20 protein-coding genes are annotated in these 15,382 nt (G+C 66.1%); 6 read left to right on the top strand and 14 right to left on the bottom strand.

The features are described from left to right. Positions 1 to 34 precede the first annotated feature (34 nt). Positions 35 to 199, bottom strand: coding sequence for a hypothetical protein (locus CV_RS23950; RefSeq protein ID WP_011137174.1), 165 nt, complete (start codon positions 197 to 199; stop codon positions 35 to 37). 177 nt (positions 200 to 376) lie between these two features. Between CV_RS23950 and CV_RS17945 the strand changes: the two genes are divergently transcribed. Then, positions 377 to 1,276: a LysR family transcriptional regulator gene (locus tag CV_RS17945; protein WP_011137173.1), complete on the top strand. Its 900-nt coding sequence runs from the start codon at positions 377 to 379 to the stop codon at positions 1,274 to 1,276. Between the two features lie 37 nt (positions 1,277 to 1,313). On the opposite strand, the gene CV_RS23945 is transcribed toward CV_RS17945, so the two are convergent. The 12 genes from CV_RS23945 to CV_RS23660 all read right to left on the bottom strand — a co-directional run bounded on the left by CV_RS23945 (position 1,314) and on the right by CV_RS23660 (position 11,278). Then, a complete protein-coding gene (locus tag CV_RS23945; RefSeq protein WP_011137172.1) occupies positions 1,314 to 1,487 on the bottom strand; it encodes a hypothetical protein in 174 nt (57 codons plus the stop codon). A 215-nt stretch (positions 1,488 to 1,702) separates the two neighbouring features. Continuing rightward, positions 1,703 to 2,944: a uracil-xanthine permease family protein gene (locus CV_RS17940; protein ID WP_011137171.1), complete on the bottom strand. Its 1,242-nt coding sequence runs from the start codon at positions 2,942 to 2,944 to the stop codon at positions 1,703 to 1,705. A gap of 40 nt (positions 2,945 to 2,984) precedes the next feature. After that, positions 2,985 to 3,626 carry a hypothetical protein gene (locus CV_RS17935; protein ID WP_011137170.1) on the bottom strand — a complete coding sequence of 214 codons (642 nt, stop codon included), beginning with the start codon at positions 3,624 to 3,626 and terminating at the stop codon, positions 2,985 to 2,987. Beyond that, positions 3,623 to 4,108 carry a GNAT family N-acetyltransferase gene (locus CV_RS17930; RefSeq protein ID WP_011137169.1) on the bottom strand — a complete coding sequence of 162 codons (486 nt, stop codon included), beginning with the start codon at positions 4,106 to 4,108 and terminating at the stop codon, positions 3,623 to 3,625. Before CV_RS17930 ends, CV_RS17935 begins: the two co-directional genes overlap by 4 nt. A 73-nt stretch (positions 4,109 to 4,181) precedes the next feature. Beyond that, positions 4,182 to 4,814: a uracil phosphoribosyltransferase gene (upp, locus tag CV_RS17925; protein ID WP_011137168.1), complete on the bottom strand. Its 633-nt coding sequence runs from the start codon at positions 4,812 to 4,814 to the stop codon at positions 4,182 to 4,184. Positions 4,815 to 4,982: 168 nt separating this feature from the next. After that, positions 4,983 to 5,294 (bottom strand): Grx4 family monothiol glutaredoxin, encoded by a 312-nt coding sequence (gene grxD / locus CV_RS17920; protein WP_011137167.1) that lies wholly within the window; start codon positions 5,292 to 5,294, stop codon positions 4,983 to 4,985. A 68-nt stretch (positions 5,295 to 5,362) separates the two neighbouring features. After that, positions 5,363 to 6,691, bottom strand: coding sequence for a chloride channel protein (locus CV_RS17915; protein ID WP_052262902.1), 1,329 nt, complete (start codon positions 6,689 to 6,691; stop codon positions 5,363 to 5,365). Positions 6,692 to 6,868: 177 nt separating this feature from the next. Beyond that, complete coding sequence (locus CV_RS17910; protein WP_198404105.1) at positions 6,869 to 8,122, bottom strand: RsmB/NOP family class I SAM-dependent RNA methyltransferase; 1,254 nt, start codon at positions 8,120 to 8,122, stop codon at positions 6,869 to 6,871. Next, positions 8,118 to 9,245, bottom strand: a complete 1,128-nt coding sequence (locus CV_RS17905) for a DUF3108 domain-containing protein (protein ID WP_011137164.1) — start codon at positions 9,243 to 9,245, stop codon at positions 8,118 to 8,120. Before CV_RS17905 ends, CV_RS17910 begins: the two co-directional genes overlap by 5 nt. Further along, on the bottom strand, positions 9,246 to 9,887 hold the full coding sequence (gene purN, locus CV_RS17900; protein ID WP_011137163.1) for a phosphoribosylglycinamide formyltransferase: 642 nt from the start codon (positions 9,885 to 9,887) through the stop codon (positions 9,246 to 9,248). It lies immediately after the preceding gene. 129 nt (positions 9,888 to 10,016) lie between these two features. Beyond that, positions 10,017 to 11,054 (bottom strand): phosphoribosylformylglycinamidine cyclo-ligase, encoded by a 1,038-nt coding sequence (gene purM / locus CV_RS17895; RefSeq protein WP_011137162.1) that lies wholly within the window; start codon positions 11,052 to 11,054, stop codon positions 10,017 to 10,019. Positions 11,055 to 11,092: 38 nt separating this feature from the next. After that, on the bottom strand, positions 11,093 to 11,278 hold the full coding sequence (locus tag CV_RS23660; protein WP_131825712.1) for a hypothetical protein: 186 nt from the start codon (positions 11,276 to 11,278) through the stop codon (positions 11,093 to 11,095). A 15-nt stretch (positions 11,279 to 11,293) separates the two neighbouring features. Between CV_RS23660 and hda the strand changes: the two genes are divergently transcribed. The 5 genes from hda to CV_RS17870 all read left to right on the top strand — a co-directional run bounded on the left by hda (position 11,294) and on the right by CV_RS17870 (position 15,097). Next, the gene (gene hda, locus CV_RS17890; RefSeq protein ID WP_011137161.1) at positions 11,294 to 11,968 is read left to right on the top strand and encodes a DnaA regulatory inactivator Hda; all 675 of its coding nucleotides are present in this window, start codon (positions 11,294 to 11,296) and stop codon (positions 11,966 to 11,968) included. After that, entirely contained in the window at positions 11,965 to 12,657 is a 693-nt protein-coding gene (locus tag CV_RS17885) for an HAD family hydrolase (RefSeq protein WP_011137160.1), read from the top strand. The genes hda and CV_RS17885 overlap by 4 nt, the downstream gene beginning before the upstream one ends. 154 nt (positions 12,658 to 12,811) lie before the next feature. Beyond that, positions 12,812 to 13,687, top strand: coding sequence for an ATP-binding protein (locus CV_RS17880; protein ID WP_052278919.1), 876 nt, complete (start codon positions 12,812 to 12,814; stop codon positions 13,685 to 13,687). Between the two features lie 40 nt (positions 13,688 to 13,727). Continuing rightward, positions 13,728 to 14,663, top strand: coding sequence for a Nudix family hydrolase (locus tag CV_RS17875; protein ID WP_043596650.1), 936 nt, complete (start codon positions 13,728 to 13,730; stop codon positions 14,661 to 14,663). Beyond that, entirely contained in the window at positions 14,660 to 15,097 is a 438-nt protein-coding gene (locus tag CV_RS17870) for a hypothetical protein (RefSeq protein WP_043596648.1), read from the top strand. Before CV_RS17875 ends, CV_RS17870 begins: the two co-directional genes overlap by 4 nt. Before the next feature lie 59 nt (positions 15,098 to 15,156). Here the strand turns inward: CV_RS17870 and CV_RS17865 are convergent, their stop codons facing one another. Next, positions 15,157 to 15,360, bottom strand: a complete 204-nt coding sequence (locus tag CV_RS17865) for a hypothetical protein (RefSeq protein WP_011137156.1) — start codon at positions 15,358 to 15,360, stop codon at positions 15,157 to 15,159. Positions 15,361 to 15,382: the final 22 nt, after the last annotated feature.

Genomic DNA, 15,382 nt, shown 5'->3' with positions numbered 1-15,382 from the left:
TCCGCGGCGCGTTTGTCTTGCCAGTGGGAGGCGCTTACTTCTGGGCCGGAGCCTGGTGCTGCACTTGCTGGGATTGGCCTTGCAGTTGAGCGTCCATGCGGTCACGCATGGCTTTCATATTGTCGTAGCCTTCGCCGGCGATGGCGGCGCCGGACAGCAGGATCATGGACAGGGCGGCGATGGCGGTTTGCTTCAGCATGGTGGTTTCCTTTCAGTGTGTGGATCGCCAGCATTTGCTTATGCATCAAAAATATTGATGTCCCGTTTGGGGTGTTGCTGGCTTCTTGCTACGGAGACCATTCTATTGCGGACGCTTCCTCGATAAAATCGGAAAGAACCGAACAAAGCATTCAAAAAAATTGAATTAGGTGTGCGAATGAAACTGACTCTGGAAGCATTGCAGGTGCTGGACGCGATCGAGCAGCACGGCAGCTTCGCCGCGGCGGCGGAGGCCTTGTTCAAAGTGCCGTCGGCCTTGACCTATACCGTGCAGAAGCTGGAGCAAGGCCTGGGCGTGGCCATCTACGACCGCAGCGGCCACCGCGCGCGGCTGACGCCGGCCGGCGAGCGGCTGCTGAAGGATGGCCGCCACCTGCTGGACGCGGCGCGGCAGCTGGAGCTCAGGGTCAGCAAGCAGGCGCAGGGCTGGGAGGACAGGCTGCGCATCGTGGTCGGCGATCTGGTCGGCTTCGAGCAGCTGCTGCCGTCCATCGCCGATTTCGACCGATTGCAGTCGGACACCCGGCTGCATTTCATCCGCGAAAGCTTCGGCGGCATCTGGGACGCCCTGTACGACGACCGGGCCGACCTGGTGATCGGCGCGCCCAACCAGCCGCCGCCAGGCGATTATTTCACCCGCAATATCGGCGATTACGACTTCGTGCTGGTCGCGGCGGCGGGGCATCCGCTGGCCGCCGAGCCGGAGCCGGTGCCGCCGCACGTGTTGCGGCGTTACCGGGCGGTGGCGGTGGGGGACACCTCCCGCCGCCTGCCGGCCCGCACCGGCGGCCTGCTGGAAGGGCAGCAGGTGCTGACCGTGCATAGCAGCCAGGCGAAATTGAAGGCCATCGTCGCCGGCCTCGGCACCGGCCACCTGCCGCGTTCGCACGTGCGGGCGCACCTGGACAGCGGCGAGCTGGTGGAGAAGGCGGAGGAGGAGAGCGGCAGTTTTCCGCCGATGTGCTTCGCCTGGAAGCAGGAACAGCCGGGACGGGCGATGCAGTGGTTCATCCAGCGGCTGGAGCTGGCGGTGGAGCAAGGAGAGCTTTATATCTGAGCATGCCGCCGCCACCGGGGCGGCGGCGGGACTGGGCTCAACCGTTGGACGGGATGGAATTGTTCTGCGGAATCATCGGCGCGGGCTGGCCGTGCAGCTGGGCATCCATCCTGCCGCGCATCGCCCACATCGCGGACAGGCCTTCGCCGGCCATGGCGGAGCTGGATAGCGTCAAAAGGGTGAGAGCGGTGGCAACTAGGGTTTTCAACATGGCTTTCTTCCTTGTTCTTGGCTTGGAATCAGGCCGCGTCAAGCCGCTGTGGGCAGGTGATGCTGGTTTGGGCAGCAGTTTGGCTCGGTCTACCGCGCCGCGGCGGCATGCCGCGGCGCTGAACTTCAGTGTAGACCCCGTCAGTTGCGTTGACGTGTGTTCAGTTGTGAATGATTTTTAAATTCAATAGTTTATGTTGATGTGCTGAGGTCGCGCTAGATATCCTGCCCTTCGACGATGCCGTCGTGGCTGGCCGCCCGGCGCGGCAGGATCAGGTTCAGGATGATGGCCAGCAAGGAGCACAGGCCGACGCCGGACAACGCGAAATCGCCCAGTTTCAGCGTCAGGCCGCCGATGCCGGCGGTCAGCACCACCGAGATGATCACCAGGTTGCGCGGCTCCATCAGGTCCACCTTGGCCTCGATCAGCGTTTTCAGGCCGATGGAGGCGATGGTGCCGAACAAGAGCACCATGATGCCGCCCATCACCGGCATCGGGATGGATTGCAGCAGCGCGTTGAATTTGCCGAAGAAAGCCATGCAGATGGCGAACACCGCCGCCCAGGTCATGGTCACCGGGTTGAAATTGCGGGTGATCATCACCGCGCCGGTCACTTCGGCGTAGGTGGTCACCGGGGGGCCGCCGATCAGGCCGGCCACGCATACGCCCAGTCCGTCGCCGGCCAGCGTGCGGTGCAGGCCGGGGGTCTTGGTGTAATCCTTGCCGGTGACGCCGCCGATGGCCATCACGCCGCCGATGTGCTCGATGGCCGGGGCGATGGCCACCGGCAGCATGAAGGCCGCCGCCGCCCAGTTGACTTCCGGGCTGTGGAAGGTCGGCGCCGCGAACCACGGCGCGGCGGCCAGCTTGGCGAAGTCCACCGCGCCGAGGAAGGCGGCTGCGATGTAGCCGACGGTGACGCCGGCCAGGATGGGTACCAGCTTGAACATGCCGCGGGCGTAGATGGAGACGACGATGGTGGTGGCCAGCGAGATGGCGGCCAGCAACAGAGAGGTCTCGTACGGCAGCACCTGCTTGCCGCCGGCCTGGCCCATCGCCATGCCGGAGGCGGCGGTGGCGACCGACAGGCCGATGATCATGATCACCGGGCCGATCACCACCGGCGGCAGCAGCTTGTTGACCAGCGCCATGCCGCGCCAGCGCACGATGGCGGCGAACACGAAATACATGAAGCCGGCGGCGAACAGGCCGAACATGGTCGCGCCCGGGCCCCAGGTGTGCATCGAGTAGATGATGGGGCCGATGAAGGCGAAGGAGGAGCCGAGAAAAATCGGCACTTGGCGGCCGGTGCAGGCTTGAAACAGCAGGGTGCCGAGACCGGCGCCCAACAGCGCCATCGCCGGATTCAGGCCGGTGAGCAGCGGCACCAGCACCAGCGCGCCGAAGGCGACGAACAGGATCTGGGCGCCGGACACCGCCAGCTTGAGTTGTTGCATCATCATTCTTCCTTGTTTTGGTTTTGTAATCGTGTCGGGTTCAGACGGCGCAGTACATCACCGCCTGCGCCAGCGTGTTGTCCACGTCCGCCGCCACCGCGCTGCGGCTGCGGAAATCCAGCACCATCCGCTGCACCGCCAGGTAGCATTCGTAGTTCGGCCTGGACTGGTAATGGATGTCCACGCCCAGCCGCGCGGCCACCTTCTTCACCGTGGTCGGCTTGATGCAAACGTGGCGCTGTGGATCGAAGCAGGCCAGGAAGCAGCTGACGATAGGCCATTTGGCGGCGTTGGCCTTGGGGTCCATCCGCGCCATCGCCAGCGTGTCGACATAGGTTTCAAAGCTGGCCGGACCGAAATCGTGCAGCACATCGCGCAGCGCCTGCACGAAGGGCAGGTTCAGGTCGCGGTTGTCCATGTAGTTGCGGAAGGCGATCTTCTCGAAGGTGCTGACCGTGGTGGCCAGCGAGATGATCTGGCGGCAGGCCTGGGTGGCGTCGGCCAGCTTGCCGCTCGCCAGCGCCGTGTCCAGCTTGCCGCGGGTCAGCTCGCGCTGGCACAGCGCCTCGGCCTTGGCGTAGCTTTTGTGCCTACGCGCCAGCGTCTGCCAGTCGGGATCCTGGAAACCGCCCGGGAAGCGGGCGAGGAAGTCTGCGTCTATCGCGGCGTAGCGGTCCGTCATCGCGCGGCTCCTGCAAGGGATTTGCTCATGATCTGGGATTGCGCGGCGAGCCCGTGGCGGGCGTAGAACGCCAGCGCGCCCTGGTTGAACTGCATCACTTCCAGCCTGAGCTCGTCGGCATCCTGCCGGCGGCCCCAGTCTTCGGCGGCGGCGAGCAGCCGCGATCCTATTCCTTGCCCTTGGCAGGCTTCGTCCACCACGATGGTGCCGATGCGACAGATGCGGCGCGCTTGCAGGAAAGGTAGCGGCGGTGAGCTTTGCAATTGCGCGGTCAGGAAGGCCAGCACCGCGCCTTCGCGCTCGGCGACCAGCAGCACGCTGTCTTCTCCTTCCAGCCGTGCGCGCCAGAACGCGCGGTCGGCATCGGCATCCGCCGCCGCCAGGAACAGCTCGGGCAGCGCCTGGTGGTGCTGGCGATTGATCTGCGCCGCCAGGCGGCAGATGGCGTCCAGATCTTGGGCGTCGGCCTTGCGTATCAGCATGGAACTGTCCTCGGACTTGCAAAAAAGCCGCCGGCTGCGGAAGCAACGGGCGGCTGATCGGGATGCATGGCGCTCAGGCCTGCTTGGTGCCGAAGATCTTGTCGCCGGCGTCGCCGAGGCCCGGGATGATGTAGCCGTGCTCGTTCAGGTGGCTGTCGAGCGAGGCGGCGTAGATCTGCACGTCCGGATGGGCGTCGTTGACGATCTTCACGCCTTCCGGCGCGGCCACCATCACCACGGCCTTGATGTGTTTGCAGCCATTGCGCTTGAGCAGGTCGATGGTGGCGACCAGCGAGCCGCCGGTGGCCAGCATCGGGTCGATGATGATGGCGATGCGTTCGTCCAGGTTGCCGACGAATTTCTCGAAATAGGACACCGGCTCCAGCGTCTCTTCGTTGCGGGCCAGGCCCACCACGCTGATCTTGGCCGACGGCACCAGGTCGAGCACGCCGTCCAGCATGCCGATGCCGGCGCGCAGGATGGGCACCACGGTGACTTTCTTGCCCTTGATCTGCTTGACGTCGATCTTGCCGCACCAGCCGTCTATGGTGACGCTTTCCAGCTCGAAGTCGCGGGTGGCTTCGTAGGCGAGCAGCCGGGCCAGTTCCTGGGTCAGCTGGCGGAACTTCATGGTGCTGGTGTCGGCTTCGCGCAGCAGGCCCAGCTTGTGCTGTACCAGCGGATGATCAACGATGGTGATGTTCAATTTCGGCTCCCTACCTTGGCAAAAAGCTGCTTGCCGGCGAAGGCAAACAGCTTTCAATACATATGACAGCGGCAGCCGCAGGGCTGCCGTGGATGGTATGGGGCATCATTCTAACGCGGATGACCCTGAAAACGCAAAACCCGGCCGGGGCCGGGTTGCTTGAAATGCTTACAGATCCTTCAGCAGATCCTGCAGTTCGCCGTTCTGGTACATCTCGTACATGATGTCCGAACCGCCGACGAATTCGCCCTTCACGTACAGTTGCGGGATGGTCGGCCAGTTGGAGAAATCCTTGATGCCCTGGCGGATGTCGGGATCGCGCAGCACGTCCACGGTCAGGAAGTTGTCCACGCCGCAGGCCTTCAGGATCTGCACCGCGCGCGACGAGAAGCCGCACTGCGGGAACTGGGCGGAGCCTTTCATGAACAGCACCACGGCGTTGTCGGCGACGGTCTGCTGGATATCTTGTTGAATCGACATGTATTGAATCCTTGCTGTGGGCCGGCGAAGGAGCCGGCGGAAATACCCGATCTTTTCAATAGGTTATTCTACGTGCGGGCGGCTGGCTGGTCAATTTGGCCGGCCTGGGTCCGCCATTGCGGCAGGAACAGCCGCACTTGGCCGTCGTACAGCGCGCGCCGGCTCACCAGCCGGGACACCGAGGCCGCGATCAGCGCGGTGGCCATCAGCGGAATGATCATGCCCGAGGTGTCGGTCATCTCCATCACGATGACGAAGCCTGTCATCGGCGCGCGCGTCATGCCGGCGAAAAAGCCCACCATGCCCAGCAGCACCACCATGCTCTGCGGCAGGAAGGGCAGCAGCTGCGACATATTGAGGCCGAAGCCGGCGCCGACAGCCAGCGATGGCGCGAACATGCCGCCCGGCACCGCGCTGATGTGGCTGACGAACATGCTGATCAGCTTCAGCACGCCGTAATCCTGCAGCGCCGCGCCGTGGCCCTCGATGATGTCGCGGGCGCGGAAATAGCCGGTGCCGAAGGTGCTGCCGTGGCTGACGATGCCGATCACGGCCAGCGCCAGGCCGCAGCCGGCGGCGAAGCGGATCGGATAGCGGATGCGCCAGCCGTGCAGCGGGCCGGGCAGCCGGCTGGACAAGGCCAGCAGCACGCGGCAGGCCAGCCCGCCTATCAGTCCGCCGACGACGCCGCAGGCCGGGATGGCCAGCCAGGCCTGCTGGTTGTCCATCGCCACGTGGACGATGCCGAAGTAGCTGTAGTTGCCGTTGATGGCGAAGGTGGTGAGGCCGGCGACGATCACCGACAGCAGGATGGTGGAGCTGGCGCGCATGTCGAAGATGCGGCCCATTTCCTCGATGGCGAACACGATGCCGGCCAGCGGCGCGTTGAAGGCCGCGGCCACGCCGGCGGCGCCGCCGGCCAGGATGAAGCTGCGGGCGGCGCCCTCGTGGCGCTGCGCCGCCTTGCGGTTCAGCGAATACTTGATCGCCGCGCCGACCTGGACGATGGGGCCTTCATAGCCGAAGGTGGCGCCGGAGCTGATGCCGATCAGCGTCAGCAGCACCTTGCCGAAGGCGGCCTTCAGCGTGAAGCAGTACTCGCGCAGCTTTTCCATGCCGGGCTCCAGCGCGGCGATCGACTGCGGAATGCCGCCGCCGGCGGAGCTGGGGAAAAAGCGCCGCATGATCCAGATCGCCAGCGCCAAGCCGGCCGGCGTGATCAGCAGGCTCCAGTACGGCGACGCGTCGTAGGCCTTGAAAAACAGGTCGTGCGACCAATGGCTGCCCAGCGCGAACACGTAGGCCACCAGGCCGATCAGGATGGCCGCGATCCAGACCGGCACCTGGCGCCGCAACTGGGCGGCGGACAGGTAGAGATGGCGCAGGCGGCGGTTCATCCGCTGGCGTCTGGAACGGCGGGGTAGGTGATCCTGCATCGTTTGGCGGCTCCCATTGGGCGGAGTCCAATTCCGCCCATTAATCATTTTTGTCTAATATACTCTCTATTGCCGCCTAATACGAGGGCGGCCCGCCTGCGCGTGGCAAGCGGGCCGCCGTCCATGCCCTTGTTCCGCTTAGGCTTGGCTGCGTTCCAGCACCGCGGCGAAGAAGCCGTCGGTGTTATGCAGATGCGGTTTCAGCTCCAGGTAGTCGCCGCATTGCAGCGGGATTTTCTGTTCGGCCAGCACCTCGTCCATCTTCACCAGGCGGAAGTCCGCGTGTTCGGCCAGGAAGGCTTCGACGATGGCCTGGTTCTCCTGCGGCAGCAGGCTGCAGGTGGCGTACACCAGCCGGCCGCCGTTCTTCACCAGCCGCGAGGCGGAGGCGAGGATGGACGCCTGCTTGGCGTTCAGCTCGGCCACGCTGTCCGGGCTCTGGCGGAACTTCAGGTCAGGGTTGCGGCGCAGCGTGCCCAGGCCGGAGCAGGGCGCGTCCACCAGCACGCGGTCGGCCTTGCCGGCCAGGCGCTTCACCTTGGCGTCGTTTTCGTGCGACAGCAGCTGCGGATGCACGTTGGACAGGCCGGAGCGGGCCTGGCGCGGCTTGAAGTTGGCCAGGCGCTTCTCCGACACGTCGAACGCGTACAGGCGGCCGCTGGACGCCATCTGCGCGCCCAGGAGCAGGGTCTTGCCGCCGGCGCCGGCGCAGAAGTCCACCACCATTTCGCCGCGGCGCGCGCCGGTGATCAGGCCCAGAAGCTGGCTGCCTTCGTCCTGCACCTCGAAGGCGCCGGACTTGAACAGCTCGTGCCTGGACAGCGCCGGCTTGTCTTTCAGACGGATGCCGAGCGGCGAATACGGCGTGGCTTCGCAGGCGATGCCGTCCGCGTTCAGGCGATCCAGCAATTCCTCGCGCTTCATTTTCAGCGTGTTGACGCGCAAATCCAGCGGCGCCATCGACATCAGGCCCTGGCCCAGCGCTTCCACCGCGGCCGGCTCCTGTTCGCCCAGGCGCTCGATCACCCATTGCGGCAGCTCGGCGCGGATTTCCAGGCTGTCTTCCAGCGCCTTGCCCTTTACCGTGCCCAGCCATTCGCGCTCGCCGGCGCTGGTGGCTTCGCTCAGTTCCTTGACGTTCAGCTTGTTGAACTTCATCAGCGCCACCAGCGCCAGCCGGCGCGGCGTGGCCTTCTCCGGCGCGATCAGCGCGCGCAGCTGGATCAGGCGGCGCAGCGCGCCGAAGGCGGTTTCGGCGATCAGATGGCGGTCGGCGCTGCCCAGTTTGTTGTGCTCGCGGAAGTAAGCCGACAGCACGGCGTCGGCGGGGCGGTCGAAGCGGGTCATCTGGCCGATGACGGTTTCCAGGTGTTTCAGTTGGCTATGGCTAATGTGCATTCTTGTTCCGTATCGTCGGTTGCGGCGGCAATTCCCACTGCCGCTTGCCGTTCACGTCTATGCGGATCGCTTTCAGCTCGATCCGCTTGTCCTTGTCGGCGCGCAGGATGCGCACCGGCAGATTGGCGAAATCCGGGGCCAGCCAGAACTCGGTGAAGTCTCCGTCGCCTTGGGCGCGGAACACGATCACGCGCATCTTGCCGGCGCCGGTGTCGTAGTCGAAGGCGCCGTTCGGCGCCATCGGGTATTCGTAAACCTTCTTGGCGGTGGTGATCTGTATCGGCGCATGGCCCAGATCGCCGCCCTTCAGCGCCAGCTGGAAGGCCAGGCTGAACGCGTCCTGCGCGCCGGGCTTCAGCGGCAGCTGCTGGCTTTCGTTGCTGCCGTAGCGCAGCAGCCCGGCGCCGTAGTCGAAGCGGGCCGACTCTTTCAGGTCGCCGCCGCGGAACGATTGCATGCTGTCCGGACGCAGTCCCGATTTTCCTATCGTCCCTTGTGCAAGATAGCGCAGCTTGGGCCCGATGAAAGGGCTGACCGAGATGTCCAGCTGGTAATGGCCTTGCCCGCGTTGCCAGTCCAGGTCGCCGAAGCCGACCATCGCCGAGCCCCAGTAGCCCTGGTAGCGTATCCTGGCCGCGGATGGGAAACGCTTCAACGGCGCGTCGGGATGCAGGATGTCGCCCTGGTCCGCCTGGTCTCGCGGCGGCGCTTCCGTCGCCGGCGCGCTGGATGCCCGCGCCGTCTCGGTGCGCGGCGCAGTCTCCGCCGCCGGTTCCGAGCTGGCCTGGGCGATCGCGGTTTCCGCCGCCGGCGCCGAGGCCTGCGCCTTGTCGTCCTCGGGGCGGGACGCTTCCCGCTTATGCGCCGGCTTGGGCTTGCGCCTGGGTTTCGGCTTGGGCGCCTCCGCCGGCCGCAGGCTGACCCCGGCCGATCGGGGATCGGGCCGAGGCGGCGGCTCGTCGAGCCGCATCGCCTGCATCTTGACGTCTATCTTCTCGAGCTTGGGCTCTTCGGCCGGCGGCGCGCTGATCGCGGGCAGCAAGTCGGAGCCGAGCAACGCGAGGTGCAGCAGCAACGACAGGACAAGGGCGATCAGCAGCAGACGGCGACGGGTCATTTAGGCCTTGCTTGAGGGTAGGGGCGACAGCAGGCTGGCGGCGGCTCCCGGGCCGGCGGCCACTTTGCCGTCGACGACGGCGATCTCGCCGGCGACGAAGCGGCGCACCGCTTCCGGGTACAGTTGGTGCTCCAGCTTCAACACCCGGGCGGCCAGGCTGTCCGGCGTGTCGCCGTCCAGCACATTCACCGCGCCCTGGGCGACGATGGGACCGTGATCGAGCTCGGCGGTGACGAAGTGTACCGTGCATCCGGCCAGTTTGCAGCCCATTTCCAGCGCGCGCTCGTGAGTGTGCAGGCCGGGGAAGGCCGGCAGCAGCGACGGATGGATGTTCATCATCCGGCCTTCGTAGCGGCGGGTGAAGCCTTCGGTCAGGATGCGCATGAAGCCGGCCAGCACCACCAGGTCGGGCTGATGCGCGTCTATCGCTGCGGCCAGCGCGGCGTCGAAGGCCTCGCGGCTGGCGTAGGCCTTGTGGTCCAGCGCCGCCGTGGCGATGCCGCGCTCGGCCGCCCAGGCGAGGCCGGCCGCGTCCGGGCGGTTGGCGATCACCGCGGCGACGCGGGCGCCGGGAATGCCGGCCTCGACGATGGCCTGCATATTGGAGCCGCGGCCGGAAATCAGGATGACGATGTTTTTCATGGCTCATGTCCGGAATGGCTTGCCATTCCTGTTTGTTGCGATTGCGCCGGCTGGGTTCCGCCGCCCGGCGATAAACGACAAGCGCCGCCGGCGGAGCCAGCGGCGCGGGGCGCTACCTGCGGAAGAACCTCAGGCTATCTGGGTCTGGTGCTCGCCGCCCTGGCGCTCGCGCACCTGGCCGATGCGATAGACGGTCTCGCCGGCCTCGCGCAGCAGCGCCAGCGCCTGCTCGGCGTGCTCGGGCGCGACCACCACCACCATGCCGATGCCGCAATTGAAGGTGCGGTACATTTCCTGGATGTCCACATTGCCTTCGCGCTGCAGCCACTGGAACAGCTTGGGCAGCTGCCAGCTGGCGGCGTCGATCTGGGCGACGGTGTTGTCCGGCAGCACGCGCGGAGTGTTTTCGGTGATGCCGCCGCCGGTGATGTGGGCCATGCCCTTGACCGGCAGCGTCTCCATCAGCTTCAGCAACGGCTTGACGTAGATGCGGGTCGGCGCGATCACCGCGTCGCGCAGGGTCTTGTCGCCGTCGAACGGCGCGTCCAGCTCAGGCTGAGCGCGGTCGATGATCTTGCGCACCAGGCTGTAGCCATTGGAGTGCACGCCGTTGGACGCCAGGCCCAGCACCACGTCGCCGGGGACGATGTCGCGGCCGCTGATCACCTTGCTCTTCTCCACCACGCCGACGGCGAAGCCGGCCAGGTCGTATTCGCCGGCCGGGTACATGCCCGGCATCTCGGCGGTTTCGCCGCCGGTCAGCGCGCAGCCGGCCTGTTCGCAGCCGGCGGCGATGCCCTTGATCACCTCGGTGGCCTGGGCCACGTCCAGCTTGCCGCAGGCGAAGTAGTCGAGGAAGAACAGCGGCTCGGCACCCTGCACCAGGATGTCGTTGACGCTCATCGCCACCAGGTCGATGCCGACGGTGTCATGGCGGTTCCAGTCGAAAGCCAGCTTGAGCTTGGTGCCCACGCCGTCGGTGCCGGAAACCAGCACCGGCTCCTTGTACTTCTTGGAGATTTCCACCAGTGCGCCGAAACCGCCGATGCCGCCGAGCACTTCCGGGCGCATGGTGCGCTTGGCAAACGGCTTGATGTTTTCGACCAGCGCGTCGCCGGCGTCGATGTCTACGCCGGCATCACGGTAACTGAGGGACGTGGTGTTCAAGATAATCTCGCTTTCTGCAAACTTGAAATATTTTTACATCAAGCTTTCGCCGGTGCGAAAGCACTGTATTTTAACTGAAAATCGGCAAAAAGGCTGGCGCTGCGGGAAGCCTTTTTCCTTTGTCGCCTTGATTTGCCGATGTCATCAATCTTGTCGGGGAAAATGGCGGTTCCAACAGCGGGCCGTATCGTCGTAAAATCGCATTCATTGATGTCAGCACGCAACGCAGCACCGTAAACTTGGACCAGCTCGTACTCGATCTCACGCCCACGCCGCTGCCGGCCTTCGACAATTTCCTGGCCGAGCGCAACCGCGAGGTGATCACCGCACTGACCGCCACCGAAGGCGAACGCTTCATCTATCTGTGGGGCGAGCCCGGTTGCGGCAAAACCCATCTGCTGCAGGCCTGGATCGCCCATGCCGAGCGGCTGGGCCGCGCCGCCATCTACCTGGACGGCAAGGGCGACCACCTGCCGGACTTCGCGCGCGAGGCCAGCTTCATCGCGGTGGACCATGTGGACGACCTGGCGCCGGACGACCAGATCATGCTGTTCTCCTTCTACAACTCCTTGAAGGAGGGCGGCGAGGGGCGGCTCTTGATGGCCGGGCGCAAGCCGCCGGTGGCGCTGTCGGTGCGCGACGACCTGCGCACCCGCCTGGGCTGGGGCCTGGTGCTGGAGGTGAAGGCGCTGTCGGACGACGACAAGCTGGCCGCCTTGCGCAGCCACGCCGCCAACCGCCAGCTGTCGATACCCGACGACGTCTACCGCTACCTGCTCACCCACTGGCGGCGCGACCTGACCAGCCTGATCTCGATGATAGACATGCTGGATCGCTACTCGCTGGCGCTGCGGCGCCCGATCACCGTGCCGCTGGTGAAAAACGTTTTGCAAACCGCCACCCCGGAATCATGACGACAGCCACTCCCGCCAAACGCAGGCTCGCCCTGTTCGACCTCGACCACACGCTGATCGCCGGCGACTCCGACTTCGAATGGCCGCGCTTCCTGATCAAGCGCGGCATTCTGGACGCCGCCCAGTACGACGAGCGCAACAGCTATTTCTACCGCCAGTACCAGAACGGCACGCTGGACATGAACGAGTACCTGGCGTTCATCCTGGCGCCGCTGACGCGCTTCTCGCGCCATCAGCTGGACGAACTGCACGCCGACTACCTGGAAAACCACATCAAGCCGCTGATCCCCAACAAGGCGCGCGAGCGGCTGGCCGCCCACCGCGCCGAAGGCGACCAGATCGTCATCATCACCGCGACCAACCGCTTCATCACCGGGCCGATCGCGCGCGAGCTGGGCGTCGAGCATCTGATCGCGATCGAGCTGGAGCAGGACGCCGACGGCAATTACACCGGTCGTCCTACCGGCGTGTTGAGCTTCAAGGAAGGCAAGATCACCCGCATCGAGCAATGGCTGGCCGAGCGCGGCGAGAGCTGGGACAGCTACGCCGAGAGCTTCTTCTACAGCGATTCGCACAACGACCTGCCGCTGATGAAGCTGGTGGACAATCCGGTGGCGGTGGACGCCGACGACAAGCTCAAGGCCTATGCCGAAGCGCACGGCTGGCCGGTGATCTCTTTACGCGATTGATTTGGGCGCGGCCGACAAAACGCCCGATGCGGCGTTGCGCCGCCTTGCCGCACCCGACGTACTGTCTGCGGCGGCGCGGCTTTCCGCCGTTTGCGATCAGAATGACAGCCTGTGTCTCGCCGCAGGCTGTTTTGCCATCTGAAAGGGAAGCATGATGGACGCCTTGCAGGATTTCTTGAACCGCGCCGAGGCGGTGCTGGCCCGGCTGGAGCCGATGCTGCCGCCGCCGCGGCGGGAGCCGGACTGGAGCGCCCAGGCCTTCCGTTGGCACCGCCAGGGCCTGGCCGGCTGGCTGGAGGCGGTGCATGAGCCGCATGCGGTGGCGCTGGACCGGCTGGCCTGCGTCGACGCCCAGCGCGAGCAGCTGCTGGCCAACACCCGCCAGTTCGTCGCCGGCCTGCCGGCCAACAATGTGTTGCTGACCGGCGCGCGCGGCACCGGCAAATCGTCGCTGGTGAAGGCGCTGCTGCCGGAGTTCGGCCGCGACGGCCTGCGTCTGATCGAGATAGACCGCGAGCATCTGGCGGATCTGCCGCAGCTGGTGGAGCTGCTGTCCGGACGGCCGGAGCGCTTCGTGCTGTTCTGCGACGACCTGTCGTTCGAGCACGGCGACGCCGGCTACAAGGCGCTGAAGAGCGCGCTGGACGGCGGCCTGGCCCGCCGCTGCGACAACCTGCTGGTGTACGCCACGTCCAACCGCCGCCACCTGCTGCCGGAGCAGATGAGCGAAAACCGCGAAGGCTGGCTGCGCGACGGCGAAATCCATCCCGGCGAGGCGGTGGAGGAGAAGGTGTCGCTGTCCGACCGTTTCGGCCTGTGGCTGTCCTTCTACCCGTTCGACCAGGACGCCTACCTGGCGGCGGTCAGGGAGTGGCTGGGCCATTTCGGCCTGAAATACGGCGACAAGGCCGAACGCGCGGCCCTGCAATGGAGCCTGTCGCGCGGCAGCCGCTCCGGCCGGGTGGCCTGGCAGTTCGCCTGCCACTGGGCCGGCAGCCAGAAGCTGGCCAGGCGCAGCGGCAAGAAATGAATCCCGGGCGCCAGGCGCCCATAGCCGACAGATTGAAGACATGACGAGCAACAAGATCATAGATGTAGTGGCGGGCGCGCTGATGCGGCCGGACGGCAGCTTCATGCTGGGCAGCCGCCCCGAGGGCAAGCCTTACGCCGGCTACTGGGAGTTCCCTGGCGGCAAGGTGGAGGCCGGCGAGACGCCGCTGGCGGCGCTGAAGCGGGAATTCAACGAGGAAATGGGCATCACGGTCACCGCCGCCACGCCGTGGTTGACCAAGATCCACCATTACGAGCACGCATCGGTGCACCTGCGCTTTTTCCGCATCTGGGACTGGCTGGGCGATCCGCATCCGCGCGAAGGCCAGTCCTTCGCCTGGCAGCGCCCGGGCCGGCTGACCGTGGCGCCGATGCTGCCGGCCAACGGGCCGATCCTGAAGTCGCTGGCGCTGCCGTCCTGCTACGCGATCACCTGCGCCGCCGAAATCGGCGTCGAGGCGCAGCTGGCGCGGCTGGCCGAGCGCGACTGGGGCATGGTCCAGGTGCGCGAGCGCGAGATGGGGCGCGAAGCGCTGGCCGATTTCGTCGCCCGCGCCGCCGCCATCGTCCGCCCGCGCGGCGGCAAGCTGGTGGTCAACGCCGATCCGGCGTGGCTGGAAGGCTGGCCGGTGGACGGCGTGCACCTGAACGGCGCGCGCCTGGCCGCGCTGGAATCGCGTCCGGCCTTCGACTGGGTGGGCGCGTCCATCCATGGCGCGGACGAACTGGCGCGGGCCGGCGAGCTGGGACTGGACTACGCGCTGCTGAGCCCGGTCGCGCCCACGGCCACCCATCCCGGCGCGTCGCTGCTGGGCTGGGACGGCTTCTCCGCTTGCCTGGCCGGCGGCGTGCCGCTGCCGGTGTACGCGCTGGGCGGCATGCGCGCCGAGAACCTGGACCTGGCCCGCCTTCACGGCGCCCATGGCGTGGCGCTGATGCGCGGGGCGTGGCGATGACGGCGAAGCAGCGCAAGCTGCTGATCCTGGGCGCGGCGCTGCTGGCCTTCGGCGCCGTCAAGTTCGGCCTGATCTACTACTGGTATTCGCATAACAGGCAGCCGTCCGCTCCGGCGGCGCAGGTTTTGTCCTGCGACATCGAGCGCGGCGCGTGCGCGCTGCCGGGCGGCGGCGCGCTGCGCTTTTCCGCCCGGCCATCCAACGGCCAGCCCTTCGAGATCCGGCTGGACGGGGTGGCGGCCGAGGCGGCGCCGACCGCCGACTTCACGATGCCGGGCATGGACATGGGCTTCAACCGCTACACCTTCCTGCGCGACGGCGCGGGATGGAAGGCCAAGGCCATCCTGCCGATGTGCGTCAGCGGCAGCCGCGACTGGCAGGTGGAGTTGAAGCTGGGCAAGGGTGCGTATCGGCTGCCGTTCCGCGTGCGCTGACCATCGCGTCCGGCAATGAAAAAAGCTCCCTTGCGGGAGCTTTTTCTGCGTCTGGCGGCTTACTTGGCGCCGGAAGCGGCTTTCTTGTGCTTTTCATGCGCGGCGCCGGAGGCGTGTTTCTTGTGCGCTTTCTTCTTGTGATGCTTCTTGTGCTCGGCCTTGTGTTCCATCTTCTTCTCGGCGGCAGGGCCGGAGGCGGCCGGAGCGGCGAAGGCGGAGGTGGCGAAGGCAGCAGCGATCAGAGCGGTCAGCAGTTTTTTCATGGTGTTCACCTTCCAGGAAGTC

This window comes from Chromobacterium violaceum ATCC 12472 (assembly GCF_000007705.1).
Taxonomy (GTDB): Bacteria; Pseudomonadota; Gammaproteobacteria; order Burkholderiales; family Chromobacteriaceae; genus Chromobacterium; species Chromobacterium violaceum.
This window is presented reverse-complemented; position numbering and strand designations above follow the sequence as displayed.

Bases quoted from the DNA above. Each gene is read 5' to 3' on its own strand.
- CV_RS23950 (WP_011137174.1), bottom strand. From the start codon at position 199: ATGCTGAAGCAAACCGCCATCGCCGCCCTGTCCATGATCCTGCTGTCC.
- CV_RS17945 (WP_011137173.1), top strand. From the start codon at position 377: ATGAAACTGACTCTGGAAGCATTGCAGGTGCTGGACGCGATCGAGCAG.
- CV_RS23945 (WP_011137172.1), bottom strand. From the start codon at position 1,487: ATGTTGAAAACCCTAGTTGCCACCGCTCTCACCCTTTTGACGCTATCC.
- CV_RS17940 (WP_011137171.1), bottom strand. From the start codon at position 2,944: ATGCAACAACTCAAGCTGGCGGTGTCCGGCGCCCAGATCCTGTTCGTC.
- CV_RS17935 (WP_011137170.1), bottom strand. From the start codon at position 3,626: ATGACGGACCGCTACGCCGCGATAGACGCAGACTTCCTCGCCCGCTTC.
- CV_RS17930 (WP_011137169.1), bottom strand. From the start codon at position 4,108: ATGCTGATACGCAAGGCCGACGCCCAAGATCTGGACGCCATCTGCCGC.
- grxD (WP_011137167.1), bottom strand. From the start codon at position 5,294: ATGTCGATTCAACAAGATATCCAGCAGACCGTCGCCGACAACGCCGTG.
- CV_RS17915 (WP_052262902.1), bottom strand. From the start codon at position 6,691: ATGAACCGCCGCCTGCGCCATCTCTACCTGTCCGCCGCCCAGTTGCGG.
- CV_RS17905 (WP_011137164.1), bottom strand. From the start codon at position 9,245: ATGACCCGTCGCCGTCTGCTGCTGATCGCCCTTGTCCTGTCGTTGCTG.
- purN (WP_011137163.1), bottom strand. From the start codon at position 9,887: ATGAAAAACATCGTCATCCTGATTTCCGGCCGCGGCTCCAATATGCAG.
- CV_RS17885 (WP_011137160.1), top strand. From the start codon at position 11,965: ATGACGACAGCCACTCCCGCCAAACGCAGGCTCGCCCTGTTCGACCTC.
- CV_RS17880 (WP_052278919.1), top strand. From the start codon at position 12,812: ATGGACGCCTTGCAGGATTTCTTGAACCGCGCCGAGGCGGTGCTGGCC.
- CV_RS17875 (WP_043596650.1), top strand. From the start codon at position 13,728: ATGACGAGCAACAAGATCATAGATGTAGTGGCGGGCGCGCTGATGCGG.
- CV_RS17870 (WP_043596648.1), top strand. From the start codon at position 14,660: ATGACGGCGAAGCAGCGCAAGCTGCTGATCCTGGGCGCGGCGCTGCTG.
- CV_RS17865 (WP_011137156.1), bottom strand. From the start codon at position 15,360: ATGAAAAAACTGCTGACCGCTCTGATCGCTGCTGCCTTCGCCACCTCC.